The sequence below is a fragment of the Yoonia sp. genome (assembly GCF_017854415.1).
Lineage (GTDB): Bacteria > Pseudomonadota > Alphaproteobacteria > Rhodobacterales > Rhodobacteraceae > Yoonia.
The window spans coordinates 48218-62587 of the sequence record NZ_JAFMHR010000002.1 but is presented as its reverse complement, the minus strand read 5'-3'; the positions used below and the strand labels follow the sequence as shown (position 1 = coordinate 62587).

Sequence of the window (14370 nt, the reverse complement as noted above, 5' to 3'; positions counted from 1 at the left end):
AGGCCCATGCCACCGTAGATTTGCAGCGTCGCATCAGTGACGCGGGCAAGCATTTCGGTCGCGTACACCTTGGCAGATGCAATTTCACGGTTCGCGGGCAGCCCTTCGTCAAGACGCCATGCAGCGGCGAGGGTCAGCATATCAGCGGCATCAATTTCGGTAATCATATCGGCAATCTGGAAACTGACGCCCTGAAATTTGCCAATCGGTTGGCCAAATTGCTTTCGCTCGGCGGCATAATTCAGCGCATAGTCAAAACAACGCCGCGCACGCCCAACGGACATGGTCGCGACCGTGATGCGTGTGGCATAAAGCCATTCATTCATTACAGCGAAACCACCATCGACCTCGCCTAACACTTGGGCATCGGGCAGACGGCAATTGTCGAAATCAAGGATGCAGTTTTTGTAGCCCCGGTGGCTGACCGAAGCGTACCCATCGCGCACCTCAAAGCCCGGCGTGCCGCGATCGACCAGAAAGGTTGTGATCCGTTTTTTGGGGCCGCGCGGCGTGTCATCAACACCTGTCGCCACAAAAACAATGAAGAAATCCGCGTGGTCCGCACCGGAGATAAAGTGTTTTGACCCGTTCAAAACCCAATCACCCCCGTCCCGTACGGCACTACACTTCATGCCACGCACATCCGATCCGGCGTCTGGTTCGGTCATCGCCAGCGCATCCATACGTTCACCGCGCACGGCGGGCAGCAAATAGCGATCAACCTGATCGTCTTTGCAAGCCATCAGAATGTTCTGGGGGCGGCCAAAGAAATGGTTCAACGCCATTGAACCACGGCCCAATTCACGCTCGACAAGCGCGAAATCAACGTGGGACAGGCCAGCGCCGCCTACGTCTTCGGGAAAGTTGCAGGCGTAGAAGCCAAGTTCGATTGTCTTTCGCTTGATCTCGTCCGCTATTTCCTGCGGCACCTCGCCACTGCGTTCGACCGCATCCTCGTGAGGGTAGATCTCGTTCTCAACAAAACTACGGACGGTATCCACAATCATTTGTTGCTCGTCGGTAAGGCCAAACTGCATCGCGATCTCCGGTCAGGTGTTACAAGCAAAACCCTAAGAACCGATTGTGCGAAAGTCATGCAGAATAACGCACTGTCGCGGCCTTTCTGCGACGCTACCTTTGCTCTTGAAATCAGACGCTGCTAAGATGCCCTAAATCAACGAGGCACACACCGTGTTCGACGCATGCACTCAGACAGTCAGCATCCTTTACGCCATTGTTTTTGGTGCAGATGGCGCGTGCATCATGGTGGACATGTGGTCGATTTTGTCCGCACTTGGCGCGTTCTTTCTGATTGTAGTTATTTTGCAATTCTTTGCGCGCAGACTTTGGGCACGGATTTCGCAACCAAGGCCTGCATTCACAGACCTGCACGACCGCACTGTCGATCACCCGATTGTGGATGATCCCAACTATAAGAACAGCGCTATTCGCTCGACCAAACGTTAGGCCGATCACGCGGGACGGTTGTTACCGCCAATCGCACGGGTCAAACGCGCGGCCGCGTCCATCACATGCGCAGCAAGCGCATCAATACGGTCTTCGGTGATGCGCGTTGTTGGGCCAGAGACTGAAATACCGGCGACGACCTCTCCGAATACGTTGAACACGGGTGCTGCGATACAGCGCATTCCGATGTTGCGCTCTTCTGCGTCCACGGCGTATCCGCGCGTCTTGGATGCGCGCAGATCGGCGATCATTGCTTCTGGATCAGTCAGGGTGAAGGGCGTGTATTGTTCCAGCTGGCTGGCCGCCAAGACCTGTCTTTGGCGTTTGTCATCCATCCGGCAGAGCAAAGCTTTACCTATGCCCGACGCATGCATCGCTGACGCAGTTCCGGGTGGAAAAAAGGCACGAATTGTTGCGTGGGTTTCGACTTGCCCCAAAAATAATACCATCCCGTCACGCTCGATCCCTAGGTTCGCCGTTTCACCTGTCGCTTCCATCAGTTCGCGCATAATCGGGCGAGCGCGTTCCACCAATGATGTGCGCCGCAAGAATTGAGATCCCGTTAAGAATGCAGCGGGTCCAATGGTCCAAACTTGGGTTTGCTCGTCAAAGTCTACAAAGCCGCGCCCCTGAAAAGTGGTCAGAACGCGGTAAACCGTTGCAGGTGACTGATCAAGCGCGCCTGCGACTTGCGATAACGTGCCTCCCTGCATCTCGCCTAACTGCACCAAGACCTCTAGCGCCCGATCAAGGGACTTGATGGTATTCTGCGTGCCCTTGTCGTCCCACGCTTTGGGCCTGCCGCGACCGCGCTTTACGTCATCTTGCATGAATATTTCCAATTTTGAAATTCGATTTCACTTTATGAAAAATACAAGCCCCTGACAACAAACAAATTTATACCTAAATCACCTTTTGAAAAATAATTTCAAAAAAATTGAGTGGCGCGCTGACCTCTGCCAGAACAGGCTCAATCCAATGGAGGAACGGACCATGAGTTTTCAGAACCCAGTATTTATACCCGGCCCAACGAATATGCCCGAGGCCATTCGCAAAGCCTGCGATATGCCAACGATTGACCATCGCTCACCCTTGTTTGGTCAAATTCTACACCCAGCCCGCGCCGGCGTTCAAGAAATCTTAAAGTCCGAAACTGCCGAAGTGTTCATCTTCCCATCGACTGGAACTGGCGGCTGGGAAACAGCGCTGACCAATACATTGTCCGCTGGCGACACCGTATTGGCCGCACGTAACGGCATGTTCAGCCACCGCTGGATTGACATGTGTCAGCGCCACGGTTTGAACGTCGAAATCGTTGAAACTCCCTGGGGCCACGGCCTGCCTGCCGATCGCTACGAAGAGATTTTGGCAGCTGACAAAGGTCACAAGATCAAAGCAGTTCTGGCCACACACAATGAAACTGCAACTGGTGTAAAGTCCGACATCGCAGCCGTGCGCCGCGCAATGGATGCGGCGGGGCACCCTGCCATGTTGTTCGTCGATGGCGTAAGCTCGATCGGATCGATGGACTTTCGCTTTGACGAATGGGGCGTAGATGTTGCCGTAACCGGATCGCAAAAGGGTTTCATGTTGCCTGCGGGTCTGGCGATTGTTGGCTTTAGCCAGCGTGCTGTTGATGCCACCAAAACTGCGGGTCTGCCGCGCACGTTCTTTGACATCAACGACATGACGAAGGGCTACAACGCGAACGCATTCCCTTACACACCACCTGTTGGCTTGATGAACGGATTGCTTTTGGCGACCGAAACTCTGCTGAAAGAGGGACTTGATAACGTTTTTGCGCGTCATACACGGATTGCATCCGGTATTCGTGCAGCGATCCACGCTTGGGACCTTGAGCTTTGCGCAGCTTCGCCTGATCTGTATTCAGACACAGTCAGCGCAATCAAGACACCAGAAGGTTTCAACGCAACTGACATCGTGTCGCTTGCCGCAGAAAAATACGGCGTCGCCTTTGGCACTGGCCTTGGAGAAGTTGCAGGCAAGGTCTTCCGCATCGGTCACTTGGGCAGCATGACAGACGTGATGGCTTTATCCGGTATCGCCACCGCAGAAATGTGTATGGTTGACTTGGGCCTCGACATCAAACTCGGCTCTGGTGTTGCGGCAGCACAGGAATACTACCGCGGCAGCATCTCTGTTCCGCTCAAAGTTGTAGCGTAAATGAAGGACAGCCACGAAATGTATATCCCGACCTACCAAGACGTGATCGAAGCCCACGAACGTATCAAACCCTACATTCACCGCACGCCTGTGCTGACGTCGACGTACCTGAACGAACTGACTGGCGCAGAACTGTTCTTTAAATGCGAGAACTTTCAAAAGGCCGGCGCGTTCAAAGTACGTGGCGCTTCCAATGCGGTTTTTGGGTTATCTGATGAAGCAGCTGCCAAAGGTGTTTGCACACATTCATCCGGCAATCATGCGCTATCGCTGTCTTACGCAGCAGGTCGCAGGGGCATTCCGTGTAACGTCGTGATGCCGCGCACTGCGCCGCAAGCAAAGAAAGATGCGGTCAAAGGTTATGGCGGAATCATCACAGAATGCGAACCGTCGACGTCTTCGCGCGAAGCAGTGTTTGCTGGTGTTCAGGCTGAAACAGGCGGGGATTTCGTCCATCCTTATAATGACCCTCGGGTTATCGCGGGTCAGGGAACTTGCAGCAAAGAGCTGATGGAGCAAATGCAGGAAGAGCACGGTCACGGACTTGATATGGTTGTGGCGCCCATCGGCGGTGGCGGCATGATTTCAGGTACTTGCCTGACATTGTCTAACATTGCGCCCGAAGTGCAGATCATTGCGTCAGAGCCGGAACAGGCTGATGATGCATACCGCAGCTTTAAAGCGGGTCACATCATCGCTGATGATGCGCCTGTGACGGTTGCGGACGGCCTTAAGGTTCCTTTGAAGGACCTGACGTGGCACTTTGTCAGCAACCATGTGACCGAAATCTTTACTGCCTCCGAGCAGGAAATCATCGACGCAATGAAACTGACGTGGCAGCGCATGAAGATCGTGATGGAACCTAGCTGTGCCGTGCCGCTGGCCACCATCATCAAGAACCGTGAATTTTTTAAAGGCAAACGCGTTGGCGTCGTCGTAACTGGCGGTAACGTAGACCTCGACAAACTACCTTGGATGCAAGGTTAAAGGGAGAGAAGACCATGAACGATATGAGCAATCTTAAAGACCTCGAAGTCGGCTACGACGTGCCTGCCCTGCCTGGTATGGACGAAGCCGATATTGCGACACCTTGCCTTGTGCTTGATCTGGACGCGCTAGAGCGGAACATCAAAAAGATGGGTGATTTCGCAAAATCACACGGCATGCGTCACCGCGTGCACGGCAAGATGCACAAATCTGTCGACGTGGCGCTGCTGCAAGAAAAGCTGGGTGGTTCTGTCGGTGTGTGCTGCCAGAAAGTATCCGAAGCCGAAGTGTTCGCACGTGGTGGCATCAAGGACGTGCTGGTTTCCAACCAAGTACGCCAGCCGGAAAAAATTGACCGTTTGGCACGTCTGCCGAAGCTAGGCGCACGCGCTATCTGCTGCGTCGACGATATCGACAACGTGGCAGACTTGTCAGCTGCTGCAATGAAGCATGGCACGCAGATCGAATGTCTTGTTGAAATCGACGTAGGCGCAGGCCGTTGCGGTGTGCAATTTGGTCAGCCGGTTGTTGATCTTGCGATTGCAATCGACGCGGCAGAGGGCCTCAAGTTTGCGGGCATCCAAGCCTACCAAGGTGCCATGCAGCACATGGACTCGTATGAGGACCGTCAGGGCAAAACCGCAATCGCGATTGAACAAGTACGTGAAAGCGTCGACCTGCTGAAAGCCGCTGGGCTTGAGTGCGACATCGTTGGCGGTGGCGGCACTGGTTCATATTACTTTGAGAGTGAGTCAAACGTTTTCAACGAATTGCAGTGTGGGTCATATGCCTTCATGGACGCCGACTATGGCCGTATCCTTGATAAGGACGGCAACCGCATCGACCAAGGCGAGTGGGAGAACGCGCTGTTCATCCTGACATCCGTGATGAGCCACGCAAAGGCCGACAAAGCTATCGTTGATGCGGGCCTCAAAGCGCAGTCCGTCGATAGTGGCTTGCCAACGATCTATGGCCGCACCGATGTCGAATATGTCAAATGTTCGGACGAGCACGGCGTTGTTGCTGACCCCGACGGTGTGTTGAAGGTCAATGACAAGCTCAAGCTGGTTCCAGGTCACTGTGACCCGACGTGCAACGTGCATGACTGGTACGTCGGTGTGCGCAACGGCAAGGTCGAAACGCTGTGGCCCGTATCTGCACGCGGTAAAGCATACTAAGCATCGGACCCTCCGGGGGAAGTTTACTTAGGAAAAAAGAAGTCAGGGTCGGTCGTTCAGACCGGCCCGTTTTGCAAGGAAAACCACGATGTATATTGTCCCTGAAAAAGAGATCGCAGCCCTGCTAACACGCGCCGATGCGTTTACAGCCGTTGAAAATGTGTTCGCCGCAATGTCCAAAGGCGACGCCTACAACTTTCCGGTTATCCGCGAAGCGATTGGCTATGAAAACGCGCTTTATGGCTTCAAAGGCGGGTTCGACAAGGCGGGCATGGCGCTTGGTCTGAAAGCTGGTGGATACTGGCCAAACAACATGGAAAAGCATGGGGCGATCAACCACCAGTCCACGGTTTTCCTGTTTGATCCCGATACCGGCAAGGTCAGCGCAATGGTCGGTGGTAATCTGCTGACGGCGTTGCGGACGGCTGCGGCGTCCTCTGTTTCGATCAAGCATTTGGCCCGTAAAGACGCGAAAGTCATGGGTATGGTTGGCGCAGGTCATCAGGCGACATTCCAGTTGCGTGCTGCCCTTGAGCAACGTGAGTTCGAGAAAGTCATCGGCTGGAACTATCATCCAGAAATGCTGCCCAACATTGAAAAGATTGCAAATGAAGCTGGCGTGCCTTTTGAAGCGGTCGCGCTAGAGGGCATGGTCGAAGCCGATGTCGTGATTTCGATCACGTCGACCTTTGCCCCCACAGTCATGGCCAAGCATATCAGCCCGGGCACACATGTTGCCTGCATGGGGACTGACACAAAGGGCAAGCAAGAGCTTGAAACAGCACTTCTTGCGCAAGCAACCGTTTTCACCGACGAAGTCGCGCAATCCATCAGCATCGGCGAGGCGCAGCATGCCATTGCCGCAGGTTTGATCAAGCAAAGCGACGTGAACGAATTGGGTGCGGTCATCAATGGCACGCATCCGGGGCGCACGTCAGACGACGAAATCACTTTGTTTGACGGCACAGGTGTCGGCCTGCAGGATCTTGCGGTTGCAGCAAGCATCGTGAAATTGGCGATTGCGCAAGGCATCGCGATCGAAGTCGACTTTTAAGACGGAATTGAGCCCCCTAGCACAAAGCTCAGGGGGCTTTTCTTTGCGTGATTATTCCGCAGCAGCCCGGATTGCGCGAATATTCTCACCGTATGGCGCAGGGTTGCTGACAGACCCGCCACGGAAAACCGCAGATCCTGCCACCAGTACATCCGCACCAGCCGCTGCAACCAAGGGCGCAGTGGTCGGATCGACACCACCGTCAATCTCGATATGAATTGGACGATCACCGATCATCGCGCGCAGCTCGCGTACCTTTTCGACTTGGCTGTTTATGAACTTTTGCCCGCCAAAACCGGGGTTCACTGTCATCACGCAAACCAGATCTACCATATCAAGCAATGTCTCAATTGATGACGCAGGTGTGCCGGGGTTCAGCGCGACACCCGCCTTTGCACCTGCACCGCGGATTGCTTGCAGTGTGCGGTGGATATGCGGGCCTGCCTCAACGTGGGCAGTAATGATGTCCGCACCCGCGTTGGCAAAGCCTTCAATGTACTGATCAACAGGCGAAATCATCAGATGCACGTCCATGACGCCTTTGATATGCGGGCGGATCGCGGCGCAGATCGCTGGACCAAAGGTGATATTGGGGACAAAATGCCCATCCATAACGTCAACATGCACCCAATCGGCGCCTTGCGCTTCGATGGCTTCGCACTCGGCCCCGAAATTGGCGAAGTCAGCGGATAGGATCGACGGGGCGATCTTGATGGAACGGTCAAAAGTCATGGCATACCTCATGCGATTTGTTGGCCACGCGATACCCTGACACGTACAGTTTGTCACGAGCTGATACATTTTCATGCTGCAGTGCAGCAAATTCGGTGCTAGAGTGCACTTATGACGCAAATTCTTCGCCACAAAGATATTCTAATAGCTGGTGCCCAGTCCCACCTCACGCGCGCAACGCTAACCACTGCGCGCCCGCGGACATTGCATGGCCACGACTTTTTTGAATTGGTCTGGGTGCAAAACGGCAAGATACGTCATCATCTTGAGGGCAAAGTCGTGACCCTGACCGAAGGCGATGTTGTTTTCATCCAGCCCGGTCAAACACATGCCCTGCAAGGGCGTGGGGAACATGCACTAGTAGTCTCGATCTGTTTTCATCCCCAGACGATCAAGTCTTTGGCCAAACGGCACCCCAGCGTAAACGGCCATCTGTTTTGGTCCAAAACCGGCCCCGTCCAAGTCCATCGGGATATTCGGCAGTTGGCGGCATTAAACCATGCAGCCGTTCAATTGGAACGTAGCTTGGGCGATACTCTTGCCGCCGAAGCATTCCTGCTGCCACTTTGCGCGGACCTGACTGCGGAAGCGTTCGCAGCAGATGTTCCGGCATGGCTTGCGCAAGCATGCCTTGCTGCAAATGATCCCGAAGTTTTCCGTGCAGGGTCTGCTGGGTTGGTAGCACAGGCAGGCAAAGCACATCCGCATGTCAGCCGGATGATGCGCAAATACCTTGGTCAGACGCCTTCGGATTACGTGAACACCATTCGGATGACCCATGCAGCCCGTGCGCTAACAACTGACAGCGAAGCGATCAGTGAAATAGCCGCTGAATGCGGTATTCCCAACATGTCGCATTTCCATAAGCTGTTTCGGGCCGCTTATGGCGTCACCCCCTTGCAATACCGTCAAAAGTTGCAGCGCGACGTCGTTCAGCCCAACTGACGCGAGGTCGCAGGCAATGCGCCGCGTGACCCGTTAAAATAATTTGACCATTTGGACAAAACTTGCCAAGACAAAGTCAAAGTGCGACCCTTATCCGGTACCGCAGGAGGCTCCCTTGCAAACCACCCAATCCTCAACGCTGACGACGCAGCAACTGCCGCAGCTTCATGAAGCACGCAACGAAGGCATGCCGCTTGACCTTGATTGGGTCATGGCGGTGCAAGCCAACACGTCTGCAATTGAACGCCGGGCGCAAACTTTACCCGGACGGCGCAGCGTCAAAAAAGATTATCAGGCCGCATGGCTTTGCAAAGCCGTTAGTTTGATGGACCTGACTACCCTCTCGGGTGACGACAGCGAAGGGCGCGTGCGGCGCTTATGTGCCAAGGCACGCCAACCCGTTTCGCAACATATTCTGGAGGCCCTCGGTATGGAGGGGCTGACCACAGGTGCGATCTGCGTTTACCACGATATGGTCGCAACGGCAGTTGATGCACTGCAAGGCACGAACATTCCTGTGGCTGCGGTTTCGACCGGATTTCCCGCGGGCCTGTCACCTTTCCACCTGCGTATCGCCGAAATCGGTGACAGCGTAGCCGCAGGCGCGCAAGAGATCGACATCGTGATCAGCCGCCGCCATGTGCTGACCGGCAACTGGCAAGCACTTTATGATGAAATGCGCGAAATGCGCGCCGCTTGCGGTGATGCACACGTAAAAGCGATCCTCGCGACGGGCGAACTTGGGACCCTTCGCAACGTTGCCCGCGCATCATTGGTCTGCATGATGGCTGGTGCTGATTTCATCAAGACATCGACTGGGAAAGAGCCTGTAAACGCAACCTTGCCAGTCACGCTAACGATGATCCGTGCAATCCGCGATTACCAGGACCGGACAGGCATCAAAGTTGGCTACAAGCCCGCTGGCGGAATTTCAAAAGCCAAAGACGCATTGGTCTACCTCAGCATGATCAAAGACGAACTGGGCGACCGCTGGCTACAACCCGACCTTTTCCGCTTTGGCGCATCCAGCTTGCTGGGCGACATTGAACGGCAACTCGAACATCACGTCACGGGGGCCTATTCGGCCCAGTGGCGGCACGCGATTGGATAAGCCATGACCATTAAAGAGATTTTTGACACCATGGACTACGGCCCTGCCCCCGAAAGCAGCGCCGAAGCGCTGGCGTGGCTTGCAGATCGCGGCGGTATCGCTGGCCACTACATCAACGGCAAATGGGGCGCGCTCCGCGATGATTTCGCGACAACCAATCCCGCTACAGGCGTCAAGCTGGCGGGCGTGACCAAAGGCACAGCCGACGAGGTCGCTTTGGCCGTCGCTGCCGCACGCAAAGCGCAGCCAGCTTGGGCAAAGTCCGGCCATAAACGCGCGCGTGTTCTCTATGCCATCGCGCGGTTGATGCAAAAACACAGCCGCTTGCTGGCAGTCATGGAAACGCTTGATAACGGCAAACCGATCCGCGAAAGCCGCGATATTGATGTGCCATTGGCAATCCGGCACTTCTACCATCACGCGGGCTTTGCCCAACTAATGAAAGCCGAACTGCCGGACCGCGCAGCATTGGGTGTTTGCGGTCAAATTATCCCATGGAATTTTCCACTGCTGATGCTGGCATGGAAAATCGCGCCTGCCTTGGCGATGGGCAACACCGTTGTCTTGAAACCCGCAGAATACACGCCACTCACAGCGATGATTTTCGCCGAAATCTGTACAGAGGCAGGTGTGCCGCCCGGTGTCGTGAACATCATCACTGGTGACGGCGAAACAGGGGCTGCACTGGTAGAATCTGACGTCGACAAAATCGCCTTCACGGGGTCAACAGAGGTTGGCCGCAAAATCCGCGAAGCCACCGCAGGTAGCGGCAAGGCACTGTCCCTCGAACTGGGCGGAAAATCCCCCTACATCGTGTTTGAGGATGCAGACCTCGATTCCGCCGTCGAAGGTCTAGTGGATGCAATCTGGTTCAACCAAGGCCAGGTTTGCTGTGCAGGGTCACGCCTGCTGGTCCAAGAAGGGATCGCAGATAAATTCTATACCAAGCTGAAATCCCGCATGGACGGGCTGCGTATCGGCGACCCTTTGGACAAATGCATCGATGTGGGTGCGATCGTGGACCCTGTCCAATTGGCGCAGATCACCAAGATGGTGGACGCGAATACCGAAGGCGAAATCTATCAGACCAAAGCGCCCGAAGGCTGCTTCTACCCGCCGACATTAATCACAGGTTTGTCACCCGCATCGACCCTGATGCAGGAAGAAATCTTTGGCCCAGTACTGGTAGCGACAACCTTTCGGACACCGTCCGAGGCGGTCGAAATTGCCAATAATACACGCTATGGATTGGCGGCATCAGTCTGGTCGGAAAACATTAATCTGGCTTTGGATATCGCGCCTAAACTGGTCGCGGGCATCGTCTGGATCAACGGCACGAACATGATGGACGCGGCCGCCGGTTTCGGCGGCGTACGCGAAAGCGGCTTTGGACGCGAAGGCGGCTGGGAAGGTCTTGCGGGTTACACCAAACCAAAAGGCACGCATAAACCGCTTGAGAAAATCGAAGCGTTCACGACCCAAGACGGCCACCCTGCCGATCCACTCGACCGAACCGCGAAACTGTATATCGGCGGCAAACAATCACGCCCAGATGGAGGCTACTCCAATCCGGTCTTTAGCCCGCGTGGTAAACTGTTGGGGCATACGTCAGTCGCCAACCGCAAAGACATCCGCAACGCGGTTGAAGCATGTAATGCGGCAAAGGGCTGGTCCAAAACCACAGGGCATCTGCGCGCTCAAATCCTTTACTACATCGCCGAGAACCTATCAGCACGGACGGACGAATTCGCGACCCGCATCAACAACATGACAGGCAAACGATCCGGTGCAGACGAAGTAGAAACCGCGATCCGCACATTGTTCACCTATGCGGCTTGGGCAGACAAATATGACGGCCAAGCGCACGGCGTTCCCATTCGCGGGGTCGCGTTGGCAATGAAAGAACCTGTCGGCACAATTGGCGTGCTATGTGATGATGCAGCCCCCCTTGCTGGACTGGTCAACGCAATGGCCCCTGCCATCGCGATGGGCAACCGCGTGGTCCTTGTCGCAAGCGAGCCCTTCCCCTTGGCCGCGTCAGATTTCTATCAAGTGCTCGAAACCTCGGACGTGCCTGCGGGCGTCGTGAACATCATCACTGGCAGCCATGCGCAACTCGCTCCAACGTTGGCCAAGCACCTTGATATCGATGCCATCTGGTCCTTCTCTAGCACTGACCTTTCAGCCCAAATTGAAAAAGCCAGCGCAGGCAACCTCAAACGGACATGGGTCAACAACGGTCAAGCATTATCCCCGACCACGAAGGAATACCTTACCGCCGCAACAGAGGTCAAAAACATCTGGATTCCCTACGGCGAATAGGCCTTCTTCCGAGAAAAAATATCCTGGGGGAGGTGCGCAGCGCCGGGGGCAAAGCCCCTACTTTTTGCTACGCCAAGTATCAATCCAACGCGACAATCGACCTTTGCGCGCGGCGACACTCGCCTGCACCTCGTCAAATTCATGCCCCGCCGCATCCAATAGCGGATCAACGGACCGCTCGCGGAACTGGCGCCACATGGCACGGATGAAAACAAGTGCGACCATCAAAAACACGAAGAAGAAAATATTGAACCACGGAATAATCGTGACTTCAGGTCCAGAGATCGTCCTCACGCCAACAGCGTTTGGATAGATGCTCGCCCAGCGGATCCGCCAGCCATAATGCGTCACGACGGCCCACTCGTCACCGCGCGCCAAGTTCGCGGCCTCTGCCTGCAAATCAGAGCTATCGAACTTGAAATAGGGCGGCCAGATCCAGCCTGTGTCCTCATTGCGGTAAACCATCACGCCGGACGTGTCGCGCGGCAAAAAGCCCAACAAAAACGTCTTTTGCTTTTGTGTATTGATCAGGCGCAAGTCCCGTGTCGGTTGCTCTGAAGCACCCGAGTCTGCCTGCGCATAAAAAATGCGGTTCAAAGAGCTGAAATCGGTGCGAATGATCTCGGTCGAAGTGACCTTTACGACGTCATGCTGCGGCAAAACGTAGTGGAAAAAGCTGCCAATCACCAAAAAGGCAGTGACACGAAGAATCGTTTTGAAACGCTGCATAGTGATGTCCTTAGTTTGCGTTGATTGTGTAGATGATTGCGCCAATCACAACCGTAGGCACAACATAGACCAACCCAATCAGCTTTGGCCGGATAGAACTATTATAGGCCACCATACCTTCGGTAATAAAGGTCTCACGTGCGCCGGGCGTTCCACCGTCCGGATTTTCAGTATCGAACCTGTCTTCAAGGCGTTCCTTGCGGACCGACCGCGAATAGACTGAAACGGACAGATAAATAATGCTAAGTCCGATAAAGCCGAACACAACAAGTTTGATAAATCCCATCAGTTACTCCTTCGCGAAACAGCGCCCCAAGGGCCAACGCGCGCAATCAAATCGCGCTGCGATCCACTATGTGGCACGGAAGGCATATCAAACATAGACCCCTCATGTCCGAATAACGCCTCGCGCGTCCCTGCCTTATCGACCTGGTACTCGCGGTCAAGAAAATCAACGACATAGGCGCGCTTTTCATCCGGCCAGCTTGCGTAGGCCGCATAAAACGCCTCTTTGTGGCAAATAAAGAGCTGGCGAATATCAAGCGGAGACAGTTCAGCCAAAAGCATATTCACAAGGTCTGCATCTACATGCGCACGCGCGCGCAAAGTATAGAAATAGGCTGGATGCTCTGACGTGATTACAGGCCAAGGGCCGTCTTCTTCGGCCCAGCGCAGCAATTCTGCCAATCCCTGCCACGCTTCTGGCAGTTTGTCGGCATATTGGCGTCCCATCCGGCGCAAGTCGCGGCGGGTCGCACCAGTCAATTCTTCCTTCATCTCGGTGGCAACCGACATGACAATAAAGTCCATTTTCTGACGAATGATTGCGGCGGAATCGACGCCGCGCGCCTCCATGATAGGTTCTACCAGCTTATTGAGAGATAGGAATTTCGCGATCGCGGACCGGTCGTTGAAGTCAAACGTAAAAGGGATCGGCAATTTGCCAAGCTCTTCCTTTGGTGCCGCAGTAATCGCAGCAGGATGCGCAACCCCTCGAAACACATATATTCCGCCAAAGTGACTGGTCCAGAAATTGTCTTGGGCGAACGACATCTGTTTGAGGGAAACCGGATTTCGGATCACATCGCCCGTGCGCTTGGCCATGCCAATCATTTTGGCGATTAGAACGTCATCGTACCAACCATCCGGCTCTGTTTTGAACTGGTCGATCAGGATGCCCAATTGCTTGGCCTCTGCAACTGTGCCGCTGGTCGTGTCAGCCTCAACCGTTATCATACGAATATCGAACAATTTATCTGGCGTCTGAGCACTATAAACTGAATTCACCAACTCTCCGGCAACTGCATCGCGCGCGGTTAAAGCAAATAGCTCTGCTCTGTTGTCTTCGATGAACTGCTTCAAAGTCCCCCGCGACGTCGAAAACTTGGCGTTCAGCAACGGTGCGGTAACTTGATCAACAGTCACCAGAATAAACTGCCGGTTGACGCCTTGATGGTTCAGATACAGCGGGTCGTCAAACTCCTCGCCGATCTCTGGTGAATACCCTGATATATCAATATGGAATACTTTTTGTTCCGTTTTTCGCCCAGTTAGGTGATTTAACGCACGATTATATCTATCGACCAGAATCGACGAGTCGACCCGAACAAGGTTGCCGAACATCAAGCCCTTCTCGATTAAACGATGCATAGTGGCGCCCC

The 14370-nt window shown here is 54.5% G+C and carries 14 protein-coding genes; 8 read left to right on the top strand and 6 right to left on the bottom strand.

Features of this window, described 5'->3' with window-relative positions:
- A partial coding sequence (locus QZ197_RS00660; RefSeq protein ID WP_296429277.1) for an acyl-CoA dehydrogenase family protein occupies nucleotides 1-1037 on the bottom strand: 1037 nt, incomplete at its 3' end.
- A gap of 154 nt (nucleotides 1038-1191) precedes the next feature.
- On the opposite strand from QZ197_RS00660, the gene QZ197_RS00655 reads away from it, so the two are divergent.
- A complete protein-coding gene (locus QZ197_RS00655; RefSeq protein WP_296429276.1) occupies nucleotides 1192-1467 on the top strand; it encodes a hypothetical protein in 276 nt (91 codons plus the stop codon).
- 5 nt (nucleotides 1468-1472) lie between these two features.
- Here the strand turns inward: QZ197_RS00655 and bhcR are convergent, their stop codons facing one another.
- Nucleotides 1473-2297, bottom strand: coding sequence for an HTH-type transcriptional regulator BhcR (gene bhcR / locus QZ197_RS00650; RefSeq protein WP_296429275.1), 825 nt, complete (start codon nucleotides 2295-2297; stop codon nucleotides 1473-1475).
- Between the two features lie 163 nt (nucleotides 2298-2460).
- Here bhcR and bhcA point away from each other — a divergent pair, with 163 nt between their 5' ends.
- From bhcA to bhcD, 4 genes are all read left to right on the top strand, one after another.
- Nucleotides 2461-3651: an L-aspartate--glyoxylate aminotransferase BhcA gene (gene bhcA, locus QZ197_RS00645; RefSeq protein WP_296429274.1), complete on the top strand. Its 1191-nt coding sequence runs from the start codon at nucleotides 2461-2463 to the stop codon at nucleotides 3649-3651.
- Nucleotides 3652-4638 carry a beta-hydroxyaspartate dehydratase BhcB gene (bhcB, locus tag QZ197_RS00640; RefSeq protein ID WP_296429273.1) on the top strand — a complete coding sequence of 329 codons (987 nt, stop codon included), beginning with the start codon at nucleotides 3652-3654 and terminating at the stop codon, nucleotides 4636-4638.
- Between the two features lie 14 nt (nucleotides 4639-4652).
- Entirely contained in the window at nucleotides 4653-5816 is a 1164-nt protein-coding gene (bhcC, locus tag QZ197_RS00635) for a 3-hydroxy-D-aspartate aldolase BhcC (protein ID WP_296429272.1), read from the top strand.
- An 88-nt stretch (nucleotides 5817-5904) separates the two neighbouring features.
- Nucleotides 5905-6870: an iminosuccinate reductase BhcD gene (gene bhcD, locus QZ197_RS00630; protein WP_272146418.1), complete on the top strand. Its 966-nt coding sequence runs from the start codon at nucleotides 5905-5907 to the stop codon at nucleotides 6868-6870.
- A 51-nt stretch (nucleotides 6871-6921) separates the two neighbouring features.
- Here bhcD and rpe read toward each other — a convergent pair whose 3' ends face one another.
- Nucleotides 6922-7602, bottom strand: coding sequence for a ribulose-phosphate 3-epimerase (gene rpe, locus QZ197_RS00625; protein WP_272146420.1), 681 nt, complete (start codon nucleotides 7600-7602; stop codon nucleotides 6922-6924).
- Nucleotides 7603-7713: 111 nt separating this feature from the next.
- Between rpe and QZ197_RS00620 the strand changes: the two genes are divergently transcribed.
- From QZ197_RS00620 to QZ197_RS00610, 3 genes are all read left to right on the top strand, one after another.
- Nucleotides 7714-8547 (top strand): AraC family transcriptional regulator, encoded by an 834-nt coding sequence (locus QZ197_RS00620; protein ID WP_296429271.1) that lies wholly within the window; start codon nucleotides 7714-7716, stop codon nucleotides 8545-8547.
- Nucleotides 8548-8662: 115 nt separating this feature from the next.
- Nucleotides 8663-9658: a deoxyribose-phosphate aldolase gene (gene deoC / locus QZ197_RS00615; RefSeq protein ID WP_272146424.1), complete on the top strand. Its 996-nt coding sequence runs from the start codon at nucleotides 8663-8665 to the stop codon at nucleotides 9656-9658.
- Between the two features lie 3 nt (nucleotides 9659-9661).
- Nucleotides 9662-11980 (top strand): aldehyde dehydrogenase family protein, encoded by a 2319-nt coding sequence (locus QZ197_RS00610; RefSeq protein ID WP_296429270.1) that lies wholly within the window; start codon nucleotides 9662-9664, stop codon nucleotides 11978-11980.
- Nucleotides 11981-12037: 57 nt separating this feature from the next.
- On the opposite strand, the gene QZ197_RS00605 is transcribed toward QZ197_RS00610, so the two are convergent.
- From QZ197_RS00605 to QZ197_RS00595, 3 genes are read right to left on the bottom strand one after another with little or no spacing between them, the layout of a single operon-like run.
- Entirely contained in the window at nucleotides 12038-12709 is a 672-nt protein-coding gene (locus tag QZ197_RS00605; RefSeq protein ID WP_272146429.1) for a DUF1523 family protein, read from the bottom strand.
- A 10-nt stretch (nucleotides 12710-12719) separates the two neighbouring features.
- Nucleotides 12720-12995 carry a hypothetical protein gene (locus QZ197_RS00600; protein ID WP_272146431.1) on the bottom strand — a complete coding sequence of 92 codons (276 nt, stop codon included), beginning with the start codon at nucleotides 12993-12995 and terminating at the stop codon, nucleotides 12720-12722.
- A complete protein-coding gene (locus QZ197_RS00595; RefSeq protein WP_272146432.1) occupies nucleotides 12995-14359 on the bottom strand; it encodes a DUF6638 family protein in 1365 nt (454 codons plus the stop codon). Before QZ197_RS00595 ends, QZ197_RS00600 begins: the two co-directional genes overlap by 1 nt.
- Nucleotides 14360-14370: the final 11 nt, after the last annotated feature.

What these genes read in the sequence shown, in the direction of transcription:
- bhcR (WP_296429275.1), bottom strand. Translation starts at nt 2,297, where the DNA reads ATGCAAGATGACGTAAAGCGCGGTCGCGGCAGGCCCAAAGCGTGGGAC.
- bhcA (WP_296429274.1), top strand. Translation starts at nt 2,461, where the DNA reads ATGAGTTTTCAGAACCCAGTATTTATACCCGGCCCAACGAATATGCCC.
- bhcB (WP_296429273.1), top strand. Translation starts at nt 3,652, where the DNA reads ATGAAGGACAGCCACGAAATGTATATCCCGACCTACCAAGACGTGATC.
- bhcC (WP_296429272.1), top strand. Translation starts at nt 4,653, where the DNA reads ATGAACGATATGAGCAATCTTAAAGACCTCGAAGTCGGCTACGACGTG.
- bhcD (WP_272146418.1), top strand. Translation starts at nt 5,905, where the DNA reads ATGTATATTGTCCCTGAAAAAGAGATCGCAGCCCTGCTAACACGCGCC.
- rpe (WP_272146420.1), bottom strand. Translation starts at nt 7,602, where the DNA reads ATGACTTTTGACCGTTCCATCAAGATCGCCCCGTCGATCCTATCCGCT.
- QZ197_RS00620 (WP_296429271.1), top strand. Translation starts at nt 7,714, where the DNA reads ATGACGCAAATTCTTCGCCACAAAGATATTCTAATAGCTGGTGCCCAG.
- QZ197_RS00610 (WP_296429270.1), top strand. Translation starts at nt 9,662, where the DNA reads ATGACCATTAAAGAGATTTTTGACACCATGGACTACGGCCCTGCCCCC.
- QZ197_RS00605 (WP_272146429.1), bottom strand. Translation starts at nt 12,709, where the DNA reads ATGCAGCGTTTCAAAACGATTCTTCGTGTCACTGCCTTTTTGGTGATT.
- QZ197_RS00600 (WP_272146431.1), bottom strand. Translation starts at nt 12,995, where the DNA reads ATGGGATTTATCAAACTTGTTGTGTTCGGCTTTATCGGACTTAGCATT.
- QZ197_RS00595 (WP_272146432.1), bottom strand. Translation starts at nt 14,359, where the DNA reads ATGCATCGTTTAATCGAGAAGGGCTTGATGTTCGGCAACCTTGTTCGG.